Annotated in this window: 13 protein-coding genes, 1 tRNA gene and 1 pseudogene; 5 read left to right on the top strand and 10 right to left on the bottom strand. The window is 46.9% G+C overall.

The annotated features are described in order from the left end of the window. Positions 1 to 24 precede the first annotated feature (24 nt). The 4 genes from AR383_RS22480 to AR383_RS17240 all read right to left on the bottom strand — a co-directional run bounded on the left by AR383_RS22480 (position 25) and on the right by AR383_RS17240 (position 1,518). Positions 25 to 153 (bottom strand): hypothetical protein, encoded by a 129-nt coding sequence (locus AR383_RS22480; RefSeq protein WP_257720926.1) that lies wholly within the window; start codon positions 151 to 153, stop codon positions 25 to 27. Positions 154 to 226: 73 nt separating this feature from the next. Further along, the gene (locus AR383_RS21405; protein WP_083481668.1) at positions 227 to 595 is read right to left on the bottom strand and encodes a 3'-5' exonuclease; all 369 of its coding nucleotides are present in this window, start codon (positions 593 to 595) and stop codon (positions 227 to 229) included. Between the two features lie 64 nt (positions 596 to 659). Next, complete coding sequence (locus tag AR383_RS17250; protein ID WP_055734252.1) at positions 660 to 1,040, bottom strand: hypothetical protein; 381 nt, start codon at positions 1,038 to 1,040, stop codon at positions 660 to 662. Positions 1,041 to 1,431: 391 nt separating this feature from the next. Further along, a tRNA-Leu gene (locus AR383_RS17240) sits at positions 1,432 to 1,518 on the bottom strand. A gap of 204 nt (positions 1,519 to 1,722) precedes the next feature. On the opposite strand from AR383_RS17240, the gene AR383_RS17235 reads away from it, so the two are divergent. Further along, complete coding sequence (locus AR383_RS17235) at positions 1,723 to 2,193, top strand: RDD family protein (protein WP_055734250.1); 471 nt, start codon at positions 1,723 to 1,725, stop codon at positions 2,191 to 2,193. A 61-nt stretch (positions 2,194 to 2,254) separates the two neighbouring features. Here AR383_RS17235 and lptG read toward each other — a convergent pair whose 3' ends face one another. Next, entirely contained in the window at positions 2,255 to 3,322 is a 1,068-nt protein-coding gene (gene lptG / locus AR383_RS17230) for an LPS export ABC transporter permease LptG (protein ID WP_055734249.1), read from the bottom strand. Beyond that, positions 3,306 to 4,421, bottom strand: a complete 1,116-nt coding sequence (lptF, locus tag AR383_RS17225) for an LPS export ABC transporter permease LptF (RefSeq protein WP_055734248.1) — start codon at positions 4,419 to 4,421, stop codon at positions 3,306 to 3,308. The genes lptG and lptF overlap by 17 nt, the downstream gene beginning before the upstream one ends. A 197-nt stretch (positions 4,422 to 4,618) precedes the next feature. Here lptF and pepA point away from each other — a divergent pair, with 197 nt between their 5' ends. The 4 genes and pseudogenes from pepA to AR383_RS17205 all read left to right on the top strand — a co-directional run bounded on the left by pepA (position 4,619) and on the right by AR383_RS17205 (position 10,329). Next, entirely contained in the window at positions 4,619 to 6,127 is a 1,509-nt protein-coding gene (gene pepA / locus AR383_RS17220) for a leucyl aminopeptidase (protein WP_055734247.1), read from the top strand. A gap of 121 nt (positions 6,128 to 6,248) precedes the next feature. Next, positions 6,249 to 6,694, top strand: a pseudogene (locus AR383_RS22600) (DNA polymerase III subunit chi). A 14-nt stretch (positions 6,695 to 6,708) separates the two neighbouring features. Continuing rightward, positions 6,709 to 9,570 (top strand): valine--tRNA ligase, encoded by a 2,862-nt coding sequence (locus AR383_RS17210; protein ID WP_055734246.1) that lies wholly within the window; start codon positions 6,709 to 6,711, stop codon positions 9,568 to 9,570. Positions 9,571 to 9,627: 57 nt separating this feature from the next. Continuing rightward, positions 9,628 to 10,329, top strand: a complete 702-nt coding sequence (locus AR383_RS17205) for a DUF445 domain-containing protein (RefSeq protein WP_055734245.1) — start codon at positions 9,628 to 9,630, stop codon at positions 10,327 to 10,329. A 16-nt stretch (positions 10,330 to 10,345) separates the two neighbouring features. Here AR383_RS17205 and AR383_RS17200 read toward each other — a convergent pair whose 3' ends face one another. The 4 genes from AR383_RS17200 to parC all read right to left on the bottom strand — a co-directional run bounded on the left by AR383_RS17200 (position 10,346) and on the right by parC (position 14,720). Continuing rightward, positions 10,346 to 11,092, bottom strand: a complete 747-nt coding sequence (locus AR383_RS17200; RefSeq protein ID WP_055734244.1) for a substrate-binding periplasmic protein — start codon at positions 11,090 to 11,092, stop codon at positions 10,346 to 10,348. A 112-nt stretch (positions 11,093 to 11,204) separates the two neighbouring features. Continuing rightward, a complete protein-coding gene (gene rraB, locus AR383_RS17195; protein WP_055734243.1) occupies positions 11,205 to 11,576 on the bottom strand; it encodes a ribonuclease E inhibitor RraB in 372 nt (123 codons plus the stop codon). Between the two features lie 19 nt (positions 11,577 to 11,595). Next, a complete protein-coding gene (locus AR383_RS17190) occupies positions 11,596 to 12,354 on the bottom strand; it encodes a 1-acylglycerol-3-phosphate O-acyltransferase (RefSeq protein ID WP_055734242.1) in 759 nt (252 codons plus the stop codon). 74 nt (positions 12,355 to 12,428) lie between these two features. After that, entirely contained in the window at positions 12,429 to 14,720 is a 2,292-nt protein-coding gene (gene parC, locus AR383_RS17185; protein ID WP_055734241.1) for a DNA topoisomerase IV subunit A, read from the bottom strand. Between the last annotated feature and the right edge of the window lie 3 nt (positions 14,721 to 14,723).

The raw sequence follows: 14,723 nt of genomic DNA, 5'->3' as shown, positions 1-14,723 counted from the left end.
AAAGCGAGATTCAGTCTGAATCAATCAGACAATGTTCTTCGCATCATCGATACAACGATGGTGATTGCCGGCAAAGCCTAGACCTAAGTACTCTATTTCTCGTCCCAAGCCCATCCGGCGCTGCTCCACTGCTTTGCCAAACATTGGTTTCAAGTTGAGGTGCTGAAGTTCACCCACCGGGTTTATTAGCTTAAAGTGCTCTGCATCTTGTTCAAATTGACCACGGTCATAAGCCCCCCAGGAGGCCCAGTGCTTCAGCCCAGCAACGCTTGAGTTCAGCGCAAAGTCGCCGCTTATGCCAGGAGGCCCAGTGCTTCAGCCCAGCAAAACCAGACAGCCAATCTGCAAACTCTGGAAATACCTCATAGACAGTAGCTGCGCTATCGACCTCAGCCTGGCTTATTCCAGTTAAATCGGAGCAGAAGGCGGTGAGCTGAGGAGTACGTAGCGGCTTGATAAAGGACTGAAATGAGCCAAGAATTTGCAGCTGCTCATCCACCACTACAGCGCCAATTTCGATAGTCTCCATCAGCGTCCTAGCCAGCTTTTCGCCTTCATCACAGGTCGTTTCTAAATCTACAACCAGCAGTGCCATAAGGTTCTTCCTTGCATCAGAATCTTGGTTGGCGCGAAGCGCGTCGCTTCGCGCCAACTAGGGTTTATAGCTTAGCAGCCTCAATCAGAGGATTGCCTGACTTCCCTTGGGTTTTATAGTGACTAATCAACACGCCCTGAGGGTTAAAGTCGAATGCGCTTGCTTCGCTAATGTTCCTCTGACCAGGAAATGGAGGAATGTATACATAGTCATAAAACCAGGTTTCCACTTCATTGATCACTTGTTTGCGGGAAGGGTGGCCAAGGTCGGCAATAAGTTGCTGCTTGGTGGTTTCTCCATCCACATACTGGAGCATCTGCTCTTGGCTAACTTCGACCCCTGTCTCGTAAGCAAGACTTTTTGATACTCCATCAACAGTAGACTTACAACCCACTAAGCTGCTGAGCATAAGAACGGTAGAAAGTGCGATAAGCTTCTTGTTCATAACGATTCCCTCAATGACTGCAACCGGACCTCGATTGCGATGAGGTAATCTTACTGGGCTGGCACCAACATTTTTCCTATGCAAGAACGCTTACAACATTTATTCAAACACTATTCTCCACAGGGCTTTTCAACTAGCTTAGACAAGGTTTCTGACTGCTGCTCTAAAACTTCTATTTTACTTAAGTATTGGGTTTACAACCTCAGGTTAATTGCCACCTCTAATGCTAACCTCAAGGCCTTATTCAACTTAAGTGCGATTTCAGCCATAAGCGCCTGTTCAAACATCACGGCCCGTTGTTCGAAACTGTACTGAGGAAGCGTAAACGAAAGAAGCAACAGCTCTGCAAAAACGAAAAAAGGATGCCCTAGGACATCCTTTTTTCTAAATATGGTACCAGAGGCCGGACTTGAACCGGCACGCTATCGCTAGCGGGGGATTTTGAATCCCCTATGTCTACCAATTTCATCACTCTGGCTTTGTGCCTCGCCTTAGCGAGTGATTGGCATTATAAGGCGCGTTTTTAGATTGGCAAGTGCTTTTTTTGCTAAAGCAGACTAAGTGTTTAAGAATTGCGCGAGCGGGCAATTAATCCAATATTTTGCTGCAAAATCAAACCTAGATTAAGCTCAAACAAATCCATTTTGTTACCATATAACAAATTTATTGGAGACAAGCACTAATGAGTCAAACCACCGCAGTCAGCCCACAACGTGGCGCTGGTTTTTTTCGTCGTCTTGGCGCTTTTATTTACGATAGCCTAATGACCGTTGCCATTGCGATGGTAGTCAGTATGTTATGCCTCGCGTTAGTCGCAGTAAGCAATAGCATAGGCTTACTCAAACTTCCCGAAGGCATGGAGCATTCTAGTTACTTAGTGGCACAAATTTGGTTTCAGGGCTTAGTATGGGGCAGCATCATTTTGTTCTACGTTTGGTTTTGGCATAACCATGGCCAAACCATTGGCATGCGGGCTTGGCGCTTACGCGTACAAAACTACGACGGTTCTAACATTAGTTACACTCAGGCGCTAATCCGCTTATTCACCGCAGCCTTAGGTTTGGGTAACTTAATGGTACTGCTGACCAAAGATAATACAGCCTTTCAAGACATTTGGGGCAAATGCCAAGTGGTGACCTTAGCTAAAAAATAACAACAACCTTCAATTTAGGGCAAGTGTCGGCAAACTAGCTTGCCCCAATAAAGCAGAGTGATTACACCCGACGGTTAATCAAGTAGAAGGCGATACCTAGAACCAAAATGCTAGGAATGGCTGCACTCAAGTAAGGGGGCACCCCATATACCAAACTCATCGAACCCAAGACTTGATCAAGAATGTAGTAACTAAAGCCCGCGACCACACCCATCATAATTTTCGCCCCCATGCTGGAACTGCGTAAGGGGCCAAATACAAATGACAGAGCCAGCAGCATCATGATGCCAGTCAGTATTGGCATCATTAGTTTACGCGCCAAAGCTAGCTGATAACGCGAAGGGTCTTGGTTATTTTGCTGTAAATAAGAAATGTAAGAGAACATTCCTGAAATCGACAAATCATGTGGCTTAACCGTAACTACCCCTAGTTTATCGGGAGTCAAGGTGCTGACCCAAGGGTAGTCTCGAATCGAGGTTTCCTTCACTTGCTTATCACTAAATTCCAATACTCGACCGGTTTCGATTAACCAGTGATCCTGTTGATAATTAGCCTTCACCCCCTCGATTTGCTGGTATAACTCTCCCAAGACATTGAAGCGATAAATAGTAATATTAAACAGCGTTTGGCTTTCCTGCACTTCGCCAATATTCACGAAGCTTTCACCATCTTTAGCCCAAACACCGCGCTGTACCGCCACCATAGCACCACCCGACATTTTGCTAGAACGCAATTGCTTAGCCGCCAAATCCGATTGCGGCGCAACATATTCGCCCAGCAACATCATCGCTAGCATCATGGGCACCGCGGTTTTAAGCACTGCCACGGCAATATTAAAACGAGAAAGCCCCGAACTTTGCATTACCACCAGCTCACTAGTGCTGGCTAACGAGCCTAGGCCAATCAAAGAGCCTAACAAGGCAGCCATGGGGAAGAACATTTCCAGCTCGCGCGGCACACTCAGCAAAACATACCAAAGCGCATCGGCAATTTGATAATCCCCCTGCCCTACGCTGCCCAGCTGTTCAACGAACTTAACAATCATACTCAAGCTTTGCAGGGTGACTAATACCAGCATGCTAGACATAATAATGGTACGGCCAACATACCAATCAAGAATTCGAAACACAGGCCTGTCCTTTAATTTTTCCGCGCAGCTTTAAGTAGTATTCACTTCGTATAAACAAGTAGCTCATGGCAATCAACAGCATCAGTGCATGCACCGACCAAAGTCCGATCTCTGGTGCTAATTTGCCATCTTCAAGCGCGCTTCGAGCAGCGCTTAGCATCAGGTAATAACTTAAATAGAGTAAAATCGCTGGCAACAACTTCGCGTAACGTCCTTGCCTTGGATTAACCGCTGCTAATGGCACCACCATAAAAGTTAAAACGGGAATCGTCAGTGGCAAAGACAAGCGCCATTGTAACTCGGCAATCTGGTTTAACTCTTGAGAGTCCCATAACTGCGCAGTCGGCATAGAATATAAACGCTGCTGCGAGGGGTTACTTTGCTGTTCGCGCAAATACACCTTATAACGTTCAAAATGCAAAATATTAAAATCGAGATTATCCGGTGCTTGCTCATAACGTTTACCGTCTTTTAGCACCATCCACTGCGAACCATCGGCGCGGCTCTCTATCCCACCTTCTTTAGCCATCACCACCGAAGGACGTGTATCGTCGTCACCATGCGGCGTATGCGCAACAAATACCTTCTCTAAGTGCTGGCCTTTGTTCTCAATTTGTTCAACAAAGGTCACCACTCCACCACCTAAAGATTCAAAACGCCCCTGCACCAACACCGAAATACCCGCTTCGGCATCCATTTGGTCAAATAATTTTTGCTCTAAATCATTGGTATAAGGGCTCAGATATAAGGTATTAAATCCGGCCGCAAGGGTCGAAATCAACCCCAAAATCATGGTATCTCTTAACAATTGAGCGGTACTGTAGCCACAAGCTTGCAATACCACCATCTCACTATCGGCATATAAACGGCCATGAGCCACTAAAACACCAATAAACATGCTAATTGGTAGAATTAGGATCATGAAGGCAGGCATGTTTAACAACATGACTTTCGCAATAATCTCACCTGCAATGTTGCCTTCAGCAGCCTGAGCCAGCACTCGGACAAATTTTTGCGAGGTAAAGATCAACAGCAAAACGGCCAACACTGCGAGTTGTGTTTTTGCTGTTTCTTTAAACAAGTAACGGAATATTAGCACTCAGTCATTCACTTCAAACGTAGAACTTTGCTGGTAATAGCAAATAATTCAGATAAACTTTCTATTTTTAACAGTTTCACATAGCAATATGAGCCTGTATAGCTCATATTTATTTAAACAGTAGCCAGAAACGGCGATTCCGTTCAAACTGGTAAGCTATCTATCTTAACCCAGTTTTGGTGATTGTAGGAGTATTCATGGAGTTTAGCGTAAAAAGCGGTAGTCCGGAGAAGCAACGTAGTGCGTGTATAGTCGTAGGTGTGTACGAACCACGTCGTTTGTCCCCTGTTGCCGAACAACTAGATAAAATTAGTGACGGTTACATTAGCGCACTACTGCGTCGCGGGGACTTAGAAGGCAAAGCTGGCCAAGTCTTACTATTACATCATGTACCCAACGTACTGAGTGAAAGGGTATTATTAGTAGGCTGTGGCAAAGAGCGCGAACTTAACGAACGCCAGTACCGGCAAATTATTACCAAAACCATTAATACGCTTAACGAAACTGGCTCTATGGAGGCGGTTTGCTTCCTACCTGAATTACACGTTAAATCACGTAATACTTATTGGAAAGTTCGCCAAGCGGTAGAAACTACCCAAGAAACCCTCTACAGCTTCGACCAATTAAAAAGTAATCGTGAAGAAACTCGTCGCCCGCTACGCAAAATTGTCTTCAATGTACCGACCCGCCGAGAATTGGCAATTGGTGAAAATGCGGTACAACACGGTTTAGCCGTTTCACACGGTGTTAAACACGCAAAAGACTTGGCTAATCTGCCACCGAATATCTGTAACCCTGCTTATTTGGCGGAGCAAGCCAAAGAGTTACAAAACAACTATGACAACGTCACCGTAAGCACCCTTGGCGAAGCCGAAATGGCAGAGCTGAATATGAACTCTTACTTGGCAGTAGGCCGCGGCTCAGAAAATGAATCAATTATGAGTATCATTGAGTACTGCGCCCCTGGCTGTGAAGATCAAAAACCGATTGTATTAGTGGGTAAAGGCCTCACCTTTGATTCCGGCGGCATCTCATTAAAACCCGGTGCTGGCATGGACGAAATGAAATACGACATGGGCGGCGCTGCAGGCGTTTATGGCACCATGAAGGCACTGGCCGAGTTACAGCTTCCACTGAAGGTAACCGGTATACTAGCCGGCTGTGAAAACATGCCTGGTGGCAATGCCTATCGCCCCGGTGACGTGATTACCACCATGTCGGGTCTAACCGTAGAAGTGCTTAATACCGACGCCGAAGGGCGCATGGTCTTATGTGACGTACTCACTTATGTAGAGCGCTACGATCCAGAATTAGTGATTGATGTAGCCACCCTAACAGGTGCTTGTGTGGTTGCGCTTGGCCACCATACTACGGGTTTAATGACCCCACACAATCCACTCGCTCACGATATTATAAATTGTGCAGAACAAAGCGGTGATAAAACTTGGCGCTTGCCATTAGGTGATGAGTATCAGGAGCAACTCGCCAGCAATTTTGCCGACATGGCTAATATTGGTGGTAAAACCGCAGGCTCGATTACTGCCGCCTGTTTCTTATCGCGCTTCACCAAGAAATATACATGGGCTCACCTCGATATTGCCGGTACCGCATGGAAAACCGGAAGCGAGAAAGGCGCTACTGGTCGCCCAGTGCCACTGCTGACTCAGTTCTTAATCACTAAGACCGGTCAAGAAGTCGAAGAATAGCCGTTGCTACAAGGCGGCCTAAAATAGGGAGCAAACGCTCCCTATTTTGCGTTTCGAGCCACCCTTTTAGCGCGCTAAGTTTGCGTTGCCGAGCTTTTTTCAAACGAGTACTCTCTAGCGTATGAAAGCGAAATTTTATATCATGCCCGATTCGGTCACCACCGACAGCGAAGCGCTCGATAGCATCGCCTGCCAAATCTTGGCGCAATACTATCAAGCAGGTGAGCGCATATTGGTATATACCTCATCAAAGCAGCACGCCGAGCGGCTTGACGAGGTGTTGTGGCAATTTGAGCCAGAGCAGTTTGTGCCGCACAATCTCAGTGGTGAAGGCCCTCAAGGGGGGCACCAGTAGAAATAACTTGGCAAGCGCCGAGGCAACGCCGCCAGTGCTTGGTGAATCTCACCAATAGCGTGCCCGATTTTGCCAGAAATTTTCAGCATATTATTGATTTTGTGCCTGCAGATGAAACCGGTAAGGCTGCGGCAAGAGAACGTTATCGAGTGTATCGCCAACAGGGTCTAAGCTTAGACACCGCAGCATACACAAACCCAGAAATTATATAGAGTCAAAACATCCAATGGAAAAGACCTACAACCCAAGCGCTATCGAACAGTCGCTCTATCAAGAATGGGAACAACAAGGCCACTTTAAGCCCAATGGCGATGCCGCAAAATCGGCTTATAGCATCATGATCCCGCCGCCAAACGTGACTGGCAGCTTGCATATGGGACATGCATTCCAAGACACCATTATGGATACCTTAATTCGTTACCAACGGATGCAGGGTAAGAACACCCTCTGGCAAGTCGGTACCGACCACGCGGGGATTGCTACCCAAATGGTGGTTGAGCGTAAAATTGCAGCCGAAGAAGGTAAAACCAAACACGACTACGGGCGTGAGGCCTTCATCGACAAAATCTGGGATTGGAAGGCAGAATCTGGCGGCACAATTACCAAGCAGTTACGTCGTTTGGGAGCCTCGGTAGACTGGGAACGTGAACGTTTCACCATGGATGAAGGCATGTCAAAGGCAGTCGAAGAAGCCTTTGTTCGCCTCTACGAAGACGACCTTATCTACCGTGGTAAACGCTTGGTGAACTGGGATCCTAAACTGCACACCGCGATTTCCGATCTAGAAGTGGAAAACCGTGAGCAAAAAGGCTTCATGTGGCACCTGCGCTACCCACTAGCCGATGGTGAAACCACCAGCGAAGGTAAAGATTACTTAGTGGTAGCCACGACTCGCCCAGAAACCATGTTAGGGGATACTGGGGTAGCAGTTAACCCTGAAGATCCTCGCTACAACAACCTGATTGGCAAATTTATTGAGCTGCCTTTAGTGGGTCGCCGTATTCCCATTGTTGGCGACGAGCACGCCGACATGGAAAAAGGCACTGGCTGTGTGAAAATCACGCCCGCTCACGACTTTAACGACAGCGAAGTAGGTAAACGCCACCAGCTACCGATGATCAACATTCTTACCCTGAATGCTGACATTCGTGAGGCCGCAGAGGTGTTTACCAGCAATGGTGAGCCATCTGATGTTTATTCAACAGAAATACCCGAAGAGTATCAAGGCTTAGAGCGCTTTGAAGCGCGTAAAGCGATTGTGGCTAAATTTGATGAGCTAGGCCTACTTGAAGAAGTCGCCGAGCACAATAATACCGTGCCTTACGGGGATCGTGGCGGCGTGGTGATTGAGCCCATGCTAACCGACCAATGGTATGTTCGCGCTGCACCTTTGGCTAAAACGGCCACCGAAGCGGTTGAAAACGGCGATATAAAATTTGTCCCTCAGCAATACGAGAACATGTATTTCTCTTGGATGCGTGATATTCAAGACTGGTGTATTTCACGCCAATTATGGTGGGGCCATCGTATTCCCGCTTGGTATGACGCAGCAGGTAAGGTTTACGTTGGCCGTAACGAAGCTGAAGTGCGCGCCAAACACAACTTGGGCGAGGAAATTAGCTTAACTCGAGACGAAGACGTGCTAGACACCTGGTTCTCTTCAGGTTTATGGACCTTCGCCACTCAAGGTTGGCCAGAGAAAACTGAAAACTTAGCCACCTTCCACCCAAGTGATGTATTGGTTACCGGTTTCGATATCATTTTCTTCTGGGTAGCCAGAATGATCATGATGACCATGTACTTCATCAAAGATGAAAATAACCAGCCACAAGTGCCATTTAAAACGGTGTATGTGACCGGCCTTATTCGTGATGAAAACGGCGATAAAATGTCTAAATCTAAAGGTAATGTGTTGGATCCTTTAGACATGATCGACGGCATTGATTTAGAAAGCCTAGTAGCCAAGCGCTGTGGCAACATGATGCAGCCGCAATTGGCGAAGAAAATTGAGAAAGATACCCGTAAAACCTTTGAAAATGGCATCGAAGCCCACGGTACCGATGCCTTGCGTTTCACCCTTGCAGCCATGGCCACTACCGGCCGTGACATCAACTGGGATATGAATCGTTTAGAAGGTTACCGTAACTTCTGTAACAAGCTGTGGAATGCCAGCCGTTACGTATTAATGAACACCCAAGAGCAAGACTGCGGTAAAGACGGTGGCGAAATGGAATTCTCGCTAGCCGATCGCTGGATTGAAGGCCAATACCAACAAACCATTAAAGCTTACCGTGAAGCCTTAGACAGCTTCCGCTTTGATATTGCCGCCCAGCATATTTACGATTTCACTTGGAACCAATTCTGCGGCTGGTACTTAGAGTTAACTAAACCGGTATTGTTCAAAGGCACTGAAGCACAACAACGCGGTACACGCTTTACCTTATTAAAAGTATTGGAAAGCTTGCTGCGCTTAATGCACCCAATCACGCCCTACATCACCGAAACTATCTGGCGTCAAGTGGCTCCGTTAACCGGTAAGGCAAGCGCCACAGATAGCATCATGTTGCAAAGCTTCCCTGAGTACGACGCCAGCCGTATCGACCAAGCTGCCGTGGCTGACTTGGAATGGCTCAAACACTTTATTATCGCGATCCGTAATATTCGTGGTGAAATGGACATTAGTCCAAATAAACCACTGAATGTCTTACTGAAGAATGCTTCAAGTGAAGATTTGCGCCGCTTAAACGACAACGCGCCTTTCTTAGCCTCTTTAGCTAAACTGGAAAGCACTCAGCCGCTAGCAGACGGTGAACAAGCACCAGCCTCTGCCACAGCGATTTTAGGTGGAATGGAAATTCTTATCCCTATGGCGGGCCTCATCGACAAAGAAGCCGAGTTGAGCCGTATTGCCAAACAGCTAGAAAAGCTTGAGAAAGAGCTAAGTAAAGTAACGGGTAAGCTGTCCAACCAAAAATTTGTTGCCAATGCGCCAGAGCAAGTGATTGCCAAAGAGCAAGCCAAGCAGCAAGAAATGGAAGCCACTAAAGCTAAGCTACTTGAGCAACAAGCGACCATTGCAGCACTGTAATTAGTGCTACACATTAAGTCCTCCACTGGGGACTTTTTTGTTTGTGGAAATGAAAATATGAATAAAAGTTTAGTCACTAACCTCATCGCCCTAGCCCTCGTAGGCTATGGCTACTTTGCAGAGCAAAGCTTGGTATTTTCAATCGGCTTGTTCGCTCTCTCCGGCGCGGCCACCAATTGGATAGCCATTCACATGTTATTTGAAAAGGTACCAGGTTTTTATGGCTCTGGGGTGATTGCAGCGCGTTTCGATGATTTTAGGCAGGGGATTAAACAACTGATGTTGACCCAGTTTTTCACCGCCGAAAACATCGACCGTTTTCTTTCCGATGCCAGTGGTAAAGCAGTACAACTAGATTTACGCCCTGTCATCGACAAAACCGACTTCAGCCCGGCCTATCACGCTCTGGTTGAGACCATCGAAAACTCGTCTTTTGGCGGCATGTTGGCCATGTTTGGCGGTAAGGAAGCGCTTACCCCTTTAGAGCAGCCCTTTGTTGAAAAGCTAAAAAACGCAGTGATTGAAATTAGCCAAGATGAACAGTTTAGTGAAGCGCTACGCGAAGAGTTAGAACAACCTGAGCATCTGGGCGATGTGCAGCAAATAATCACCGTGATTATCGAGCAGCGCCTGGCTGAATTAACCCCACAACTGGTGAAGCAAATAATTCAGGAAATGATCCGCCAGCACCTAGGTTGGTTAGTCATTTGGGGTGGCGTATTTGGCGGCCTATTTGGCCTGGTCAATGGCTTGCTATAAAACCCAAAGAAGCGTGTTAATCACGCTTCTTGATTTGATATTTAGTAAATAAAGCGTCTAGTTCCCCCGCCTCTATAAACGCCCGTAGCACCTTAGACAGCTCTTCTAAGCGTTCAGCTAAGGGGGATTGTTTAGATACAGCAAGGTAGACTGGACGCTCGGTACTATGCACATACTCGGCATGGTTAAAATACAGGAATAGACCAGCCCGCTGTAAATAGGCATCTCCTTCAGCGCAGGACATCAGCACCGTATCAACCCGACTGCCACGCAATAAGCGAAATAACGCTTGGTCATCAATCGCATAGTGCTTATCCACTCGCAGGTCGTCATCAAACGGGCTAAAATACACCACATCACTCTGTACCCCTACCTTAAGGGCATAAAGGTCCTGATAATCGGTCAACTTAACAGGATGGTTTTTATTTATATAAAAACAGTGGTGTTGTTGGGTTCGATATGGCGGCTCAACAAAAAGCATGTAACGTTCACGCTCGGCAGTACGGTATAAGCCGCTCATGATGTCGCTTTCACCAAGTTGCATGTGTTTAAGACAGCGCTTCCAACCGCAATTTTTAGTTTCCAGCGGCAAATTTAGCCGCGCACTCAATTGCTCCAGCAAATCTATCTCTAAGCCGTATAAACTACCATCGGCCCGTTCCATACGCCAAGGCGGCCAATGGGCATTGGCGGTTTTCAAACTGGTTTGCGCTAGCACGCTACCACAGCAAACACTAAGCAAAAAAAATAAGGCTGTTTTCACCGCCACTCCTATAGCGATTATTCTCTCGTCATTGTAGTAAAAACGACGCTAACGCGTCGTTTAATTTGTTATTTCACAAGCCATTGATGCCTAATTTATAACGAGTTGATCACTAATCGTTAGGCTCTTCGCCTGACTCAAAATAAGTTCCCCAGCCATCGTAAATAACCTGATGTTTATCGGCAATTTTAGCTAAGGTTTCAATGTCTCGTTTGATACCTTCGGCAGCTAAAGGCGCTTCAACGATGACATCGAAACACCACAACTGAGTTCCATCTTCTAATTCAGCTTCTTCGGCATCACTCACTTCAAAACCAGCCTTAAATACATCCACTGCTGCCTTTTCTAATACTTTGAAGTCTTGGCTCGCCAGATGATGCTCAATGGTATATTCCGCATCCGGATCGCTACCGTCGGCTAGTAACTCTTGAATAATAAAATCTGTTTCTTCCTGCCAATCGGCAATGACTTGTTGAAGGCTCATAGTCTTTTCCAAGATTCAGTTAATGTTTATTGGCTTGTTGCTGATGCACACTTTGGTAATCTGCGGCTTCGCCGCGCGCTTCCATGGTTAGCTCATAAATGCGTTGTTCCATAGTATCGTGCAAATGGCTAATTTCAGCTCGTAAATTATCTTTCCACAAACCAACGTCAATTGGTTTTCCTACTTCCACAATTACCTTACCGTTTTTCCAACGATTCAGCCTAATTTGCCCATGTGTAGAAGAGCAGCAAATAGGAAGTACCGGCACCTTAGCTTGCATGGCTAAGTGAAAAGCCCCGGTTTTAAAAGCCTGTAGGCCACGACCGTAACTACGCGTCCCTTCGGGGAACATCCACACCGACAAGTGGCGTTGGTCTATCGCTGAAGCAGCTTGTTTAATGGTATCGGCGGCCTTACTGCGGCGATCCCGGTCAATCAGAATATTGCCGGTAATCCAATAAATTTGCCCAAAAAAAGGAATTTTAGCCAAACTTTTCTTGCCGATAGACACCACCCCTTTGCGCAAAGCAAAGGGTAAGGTAAACATATCGTAGCTATTTTGGTGATTAGCAATCCACACCGCTTTATCCGGCAAGTTTTGAGTTTGATGACGAACTTCGACATCGATACCCACAAAGTAACCACATTTAGCAATCAGCACACCAATTTGATGTACCAAGTCTGGATGACGTGGTCTAGTCAAACAATATAGGATCACAAATGGAAATGCGCTCAGCATCAACACAGTGATAAACACAATTCGAATTACGGCTAACATGTCACCCCCAATAAATGAGCCCGCAGTATACGCGCTGTCAATTAGGTGAACAAGTGTAAGCCGAAAAACTTAAACTAAGCTTCATCTGGCTGAATATCATCATTGGCTTCACTAAGCGTTTCCACTTCAACCCCATCGACTCTTTGCAAGCCGCGAGGTAATTTATTGCCGCGCCGTCCTCGCTCACCACGATAATGATCTAAGTCACTCGGCTTCAAGGTGAGTTTACGTTTACCCGCATACAGGGTAACGGCAGCATCGGCTGGCACCACATTTAATAGCGTCACGTACTCCTCACGATTTTTCACTCGTGCGCTAGGAATACTAATCAACTTATTCCCTTTACCCTTAGCCAACTCTGGCAAGCTAGTAAGAGGAAAGACCAGCATTCGCCCTTCGTTGGATATTGCCAAACAACTATCGCTTTGGTAATCGTTCACCTTAATTGGTGCCAATACCTTACTGCCAGCGGGCAAGTTCAAATAGGCCTTACCGTTTTTGTTCTTGCTGAGCATGTCGGCATACTTACCGATGAAACCATAACCCGCATCTGAAGCAATTAAGTAACGCTGTTCATCGTCATTCATCACCACATGGGCAAACATCTCACCTGGCGCAGGGTTAAAGCGGCCAGTCAAGGGCTCACCCTGACTGCGCGCAGAAGGCAGAGTATGCGAGTCTAGCGAGTAGCTGCGCCCTGCGGTATCAATAAATACCGCCTGCTGATTACTGCGGCCATTGGCGCTGGCTAAGAATTTATCCCCCGCTTTGTAGCTTAAACCATGAGCATCCACATCATGGCCCTTAGCGGCACGCGCCCAGCCTTTTTCCGATAACACCACGGTGATGGCTTCATTGGGCATCAACTCTTTTTCGCTTAAGGCTTTCGCTTCTGAGCGTTCAACCAACGGTGAACGGCGCTCATCACCATACTTTTCAGCATCGGCTAGCAACTCTTTCTTAAGCAAGGTATTCATGCGTCGCTCGCTACCTAGTAGCTTCTCGAGTTTATCTCTCTCTTCGGCTAATTCGGCTTGCTCACCACGGATCTTAATTTCTTCCAGCTTGGCTAATTGGCGTAACTTGATTTCAAGAATCGCTTCAGCCTGTTTATCCGATAAACCAAAACGCTCCATTAGCGCGGCTTTAGGCTCATCTTCGCTGCGGATGATTTCAATCACTTCGTCAATATTAAGGAAGGCAATCAATAAACCATCCAAAATATGCAAACGGGCTAATACCTTATCTAAACGGTATTGCAAGCGACGGCGCACCACGTCGCGGCGGTAGCGCAGCCACTCACCAAGAATTTGCAGCAAGCCCTTCACCTGAGGACGACCATCCAAGCCCAGCATATTTAAATTCACACGGTAATTGCGCTCTAAATCGGTAGAGGCAAACAAGTGATTCATTAGCTGGTCGATATCAACCCGATTAGAGCGTGGTACTACCACGATACGGGTGGGGTTTTCATGGTCGGATTCGTCGCGAAGATCCACCACCATCGGCAATTTTTTAGCCTGCATCTGGGCGGCAATTTGTTCTAAAACCTTTGCTCCAGATACCTGATGAGGCAGAGCGGTAATCACCACTTCACCCTCTTCACTGTGGAAAACCGCACGCATTTTGATGGAACCGCGCCCTGTTTCGTAAATTTTACGAATATCTTTAGCGGGTGTGATGATCTCCGCCTCTGTAGGGTAGTCTGGCGCCTTAACGTAAGTTAACAAGTCTTCAAGGCTAGCCTTGGGCGAATCCAATAAATGCACACAAGCGTTAGCCACTTCTCTGACATTGTGCGGTGGAATATCGGTGGCCATACCCACTGCGATGCCGGTAACCCCATTTAGTAAAATATGCGGTAAACGCGCCGGCAATACCTTGGGCTCGCTCATGGTACCATCGAAGTTGGGCACCCAATCACAAGTTCCCTGGCCCAATTCACTTAATAAGATTTCGGAAAACTTGGATAACTTAGCTTCGGTATAACGCATCGCCGCAAAAGACTTAGGATCGTCCGGCGCCCCCCAGTTACCTTGTCCATCCACTAAGGGATAACGATAAGAAAAGGGCTGAGCCATTAGTACCATGGCTTCATAACAGGCAGAATCACCATGCGGGTGGTACTTACCTAGTACATCACCCACGGTACGTGCCGATTTCTTATACTTGGCATTAGCCGATAAGCCTAGCTCTGACATGGCGTAAATGATGCGGCGCTGCACCGGTTTTAAGCCATCGCCGATGTGTGGCAAAGCGCGATCCATGATCACGTACATGGAATAGTTTAAATACGCTTGCTCAGTAAATTGACTCATAGAGAGGCGTTCTACGCCTTCTAGACTGAGCTCATTCGTATCACTCATGCT

It is taken from the genome of Agarivorans gilvus, from assembly GCF_001420915.1.
Classification (GTDB): Bacteria; Pseudomonadota; Gammaproteobacteria; order Enterobacterales; family Celerinatantimonadaceae; genus Agarivorans; species Agarivorans gilvus.
Note: the sequence above shows the minus strand (reverse complement) of the source record. Positions and strands in the feature narration are given on the sequence as shown.

Coding starts and splice junctions, on each gene's coding strand:
- rraB (WP_055734243.1), bottom strand. CDS start 11,576: ATGAGCCTTCAACAAGTCATTGCCGATTGGCAGGAAGAAACAGATTTT.
- AR383_RS17190 (WP_055734242.1), bottom strand. CDS start 12,354: ATGTTAGCCGTAATTCGAATTGTGTTTATCACTGTGTTGATGCTGAGC.
- parC (WP_055734241.1), bottom strand. CDS start 14,720: ATGAGTGATACGAATGAGCTCAGTCTAGAAGGCGTAGAACGCCTCTCT.
- AR383_RS17235 (WP_055734250.1), top strand. CDS start 1,723: ATGAGTCAAACCACCGCAGTCAGCCCACAACGTGGCGCTGGTTTTTTT.
- pepA (WP_055734247.1), top strand. CDS start 4,619: ATGGAGTTTAGCGTAAAAAGCGGTAGTCCGGAGAAGCAACGTAGTGCG.
- AR383_RS17250 (WP_055734252.1), bottom strand. CDS start 1,040: ATGAACAAGAAGCTTATCGCACTTTCTACCGTTCTTATGCTCAGCAGC.
- AR383_RS17205 (WP_055734245.1), top strand. CDS start 9,628: ATGAATAAAAGTTTAGTCACTAACCTCATCGCCCTAGCCCTCGTAGGC.
- AR383_RS21405 (WP_083481668.1), bottom strand. CDS start 595: ATGGCACTGCTGGTTGTAGATTTAGAAACGACCTGTGATGAAGGCGAA.
- AR383_RS17210 (WP_055734246.1), top strand. CDS start 6,709: ATGGAAAAGACCTACAACCCAAGCGCTATCGAACAGTCGCTCTATCAA.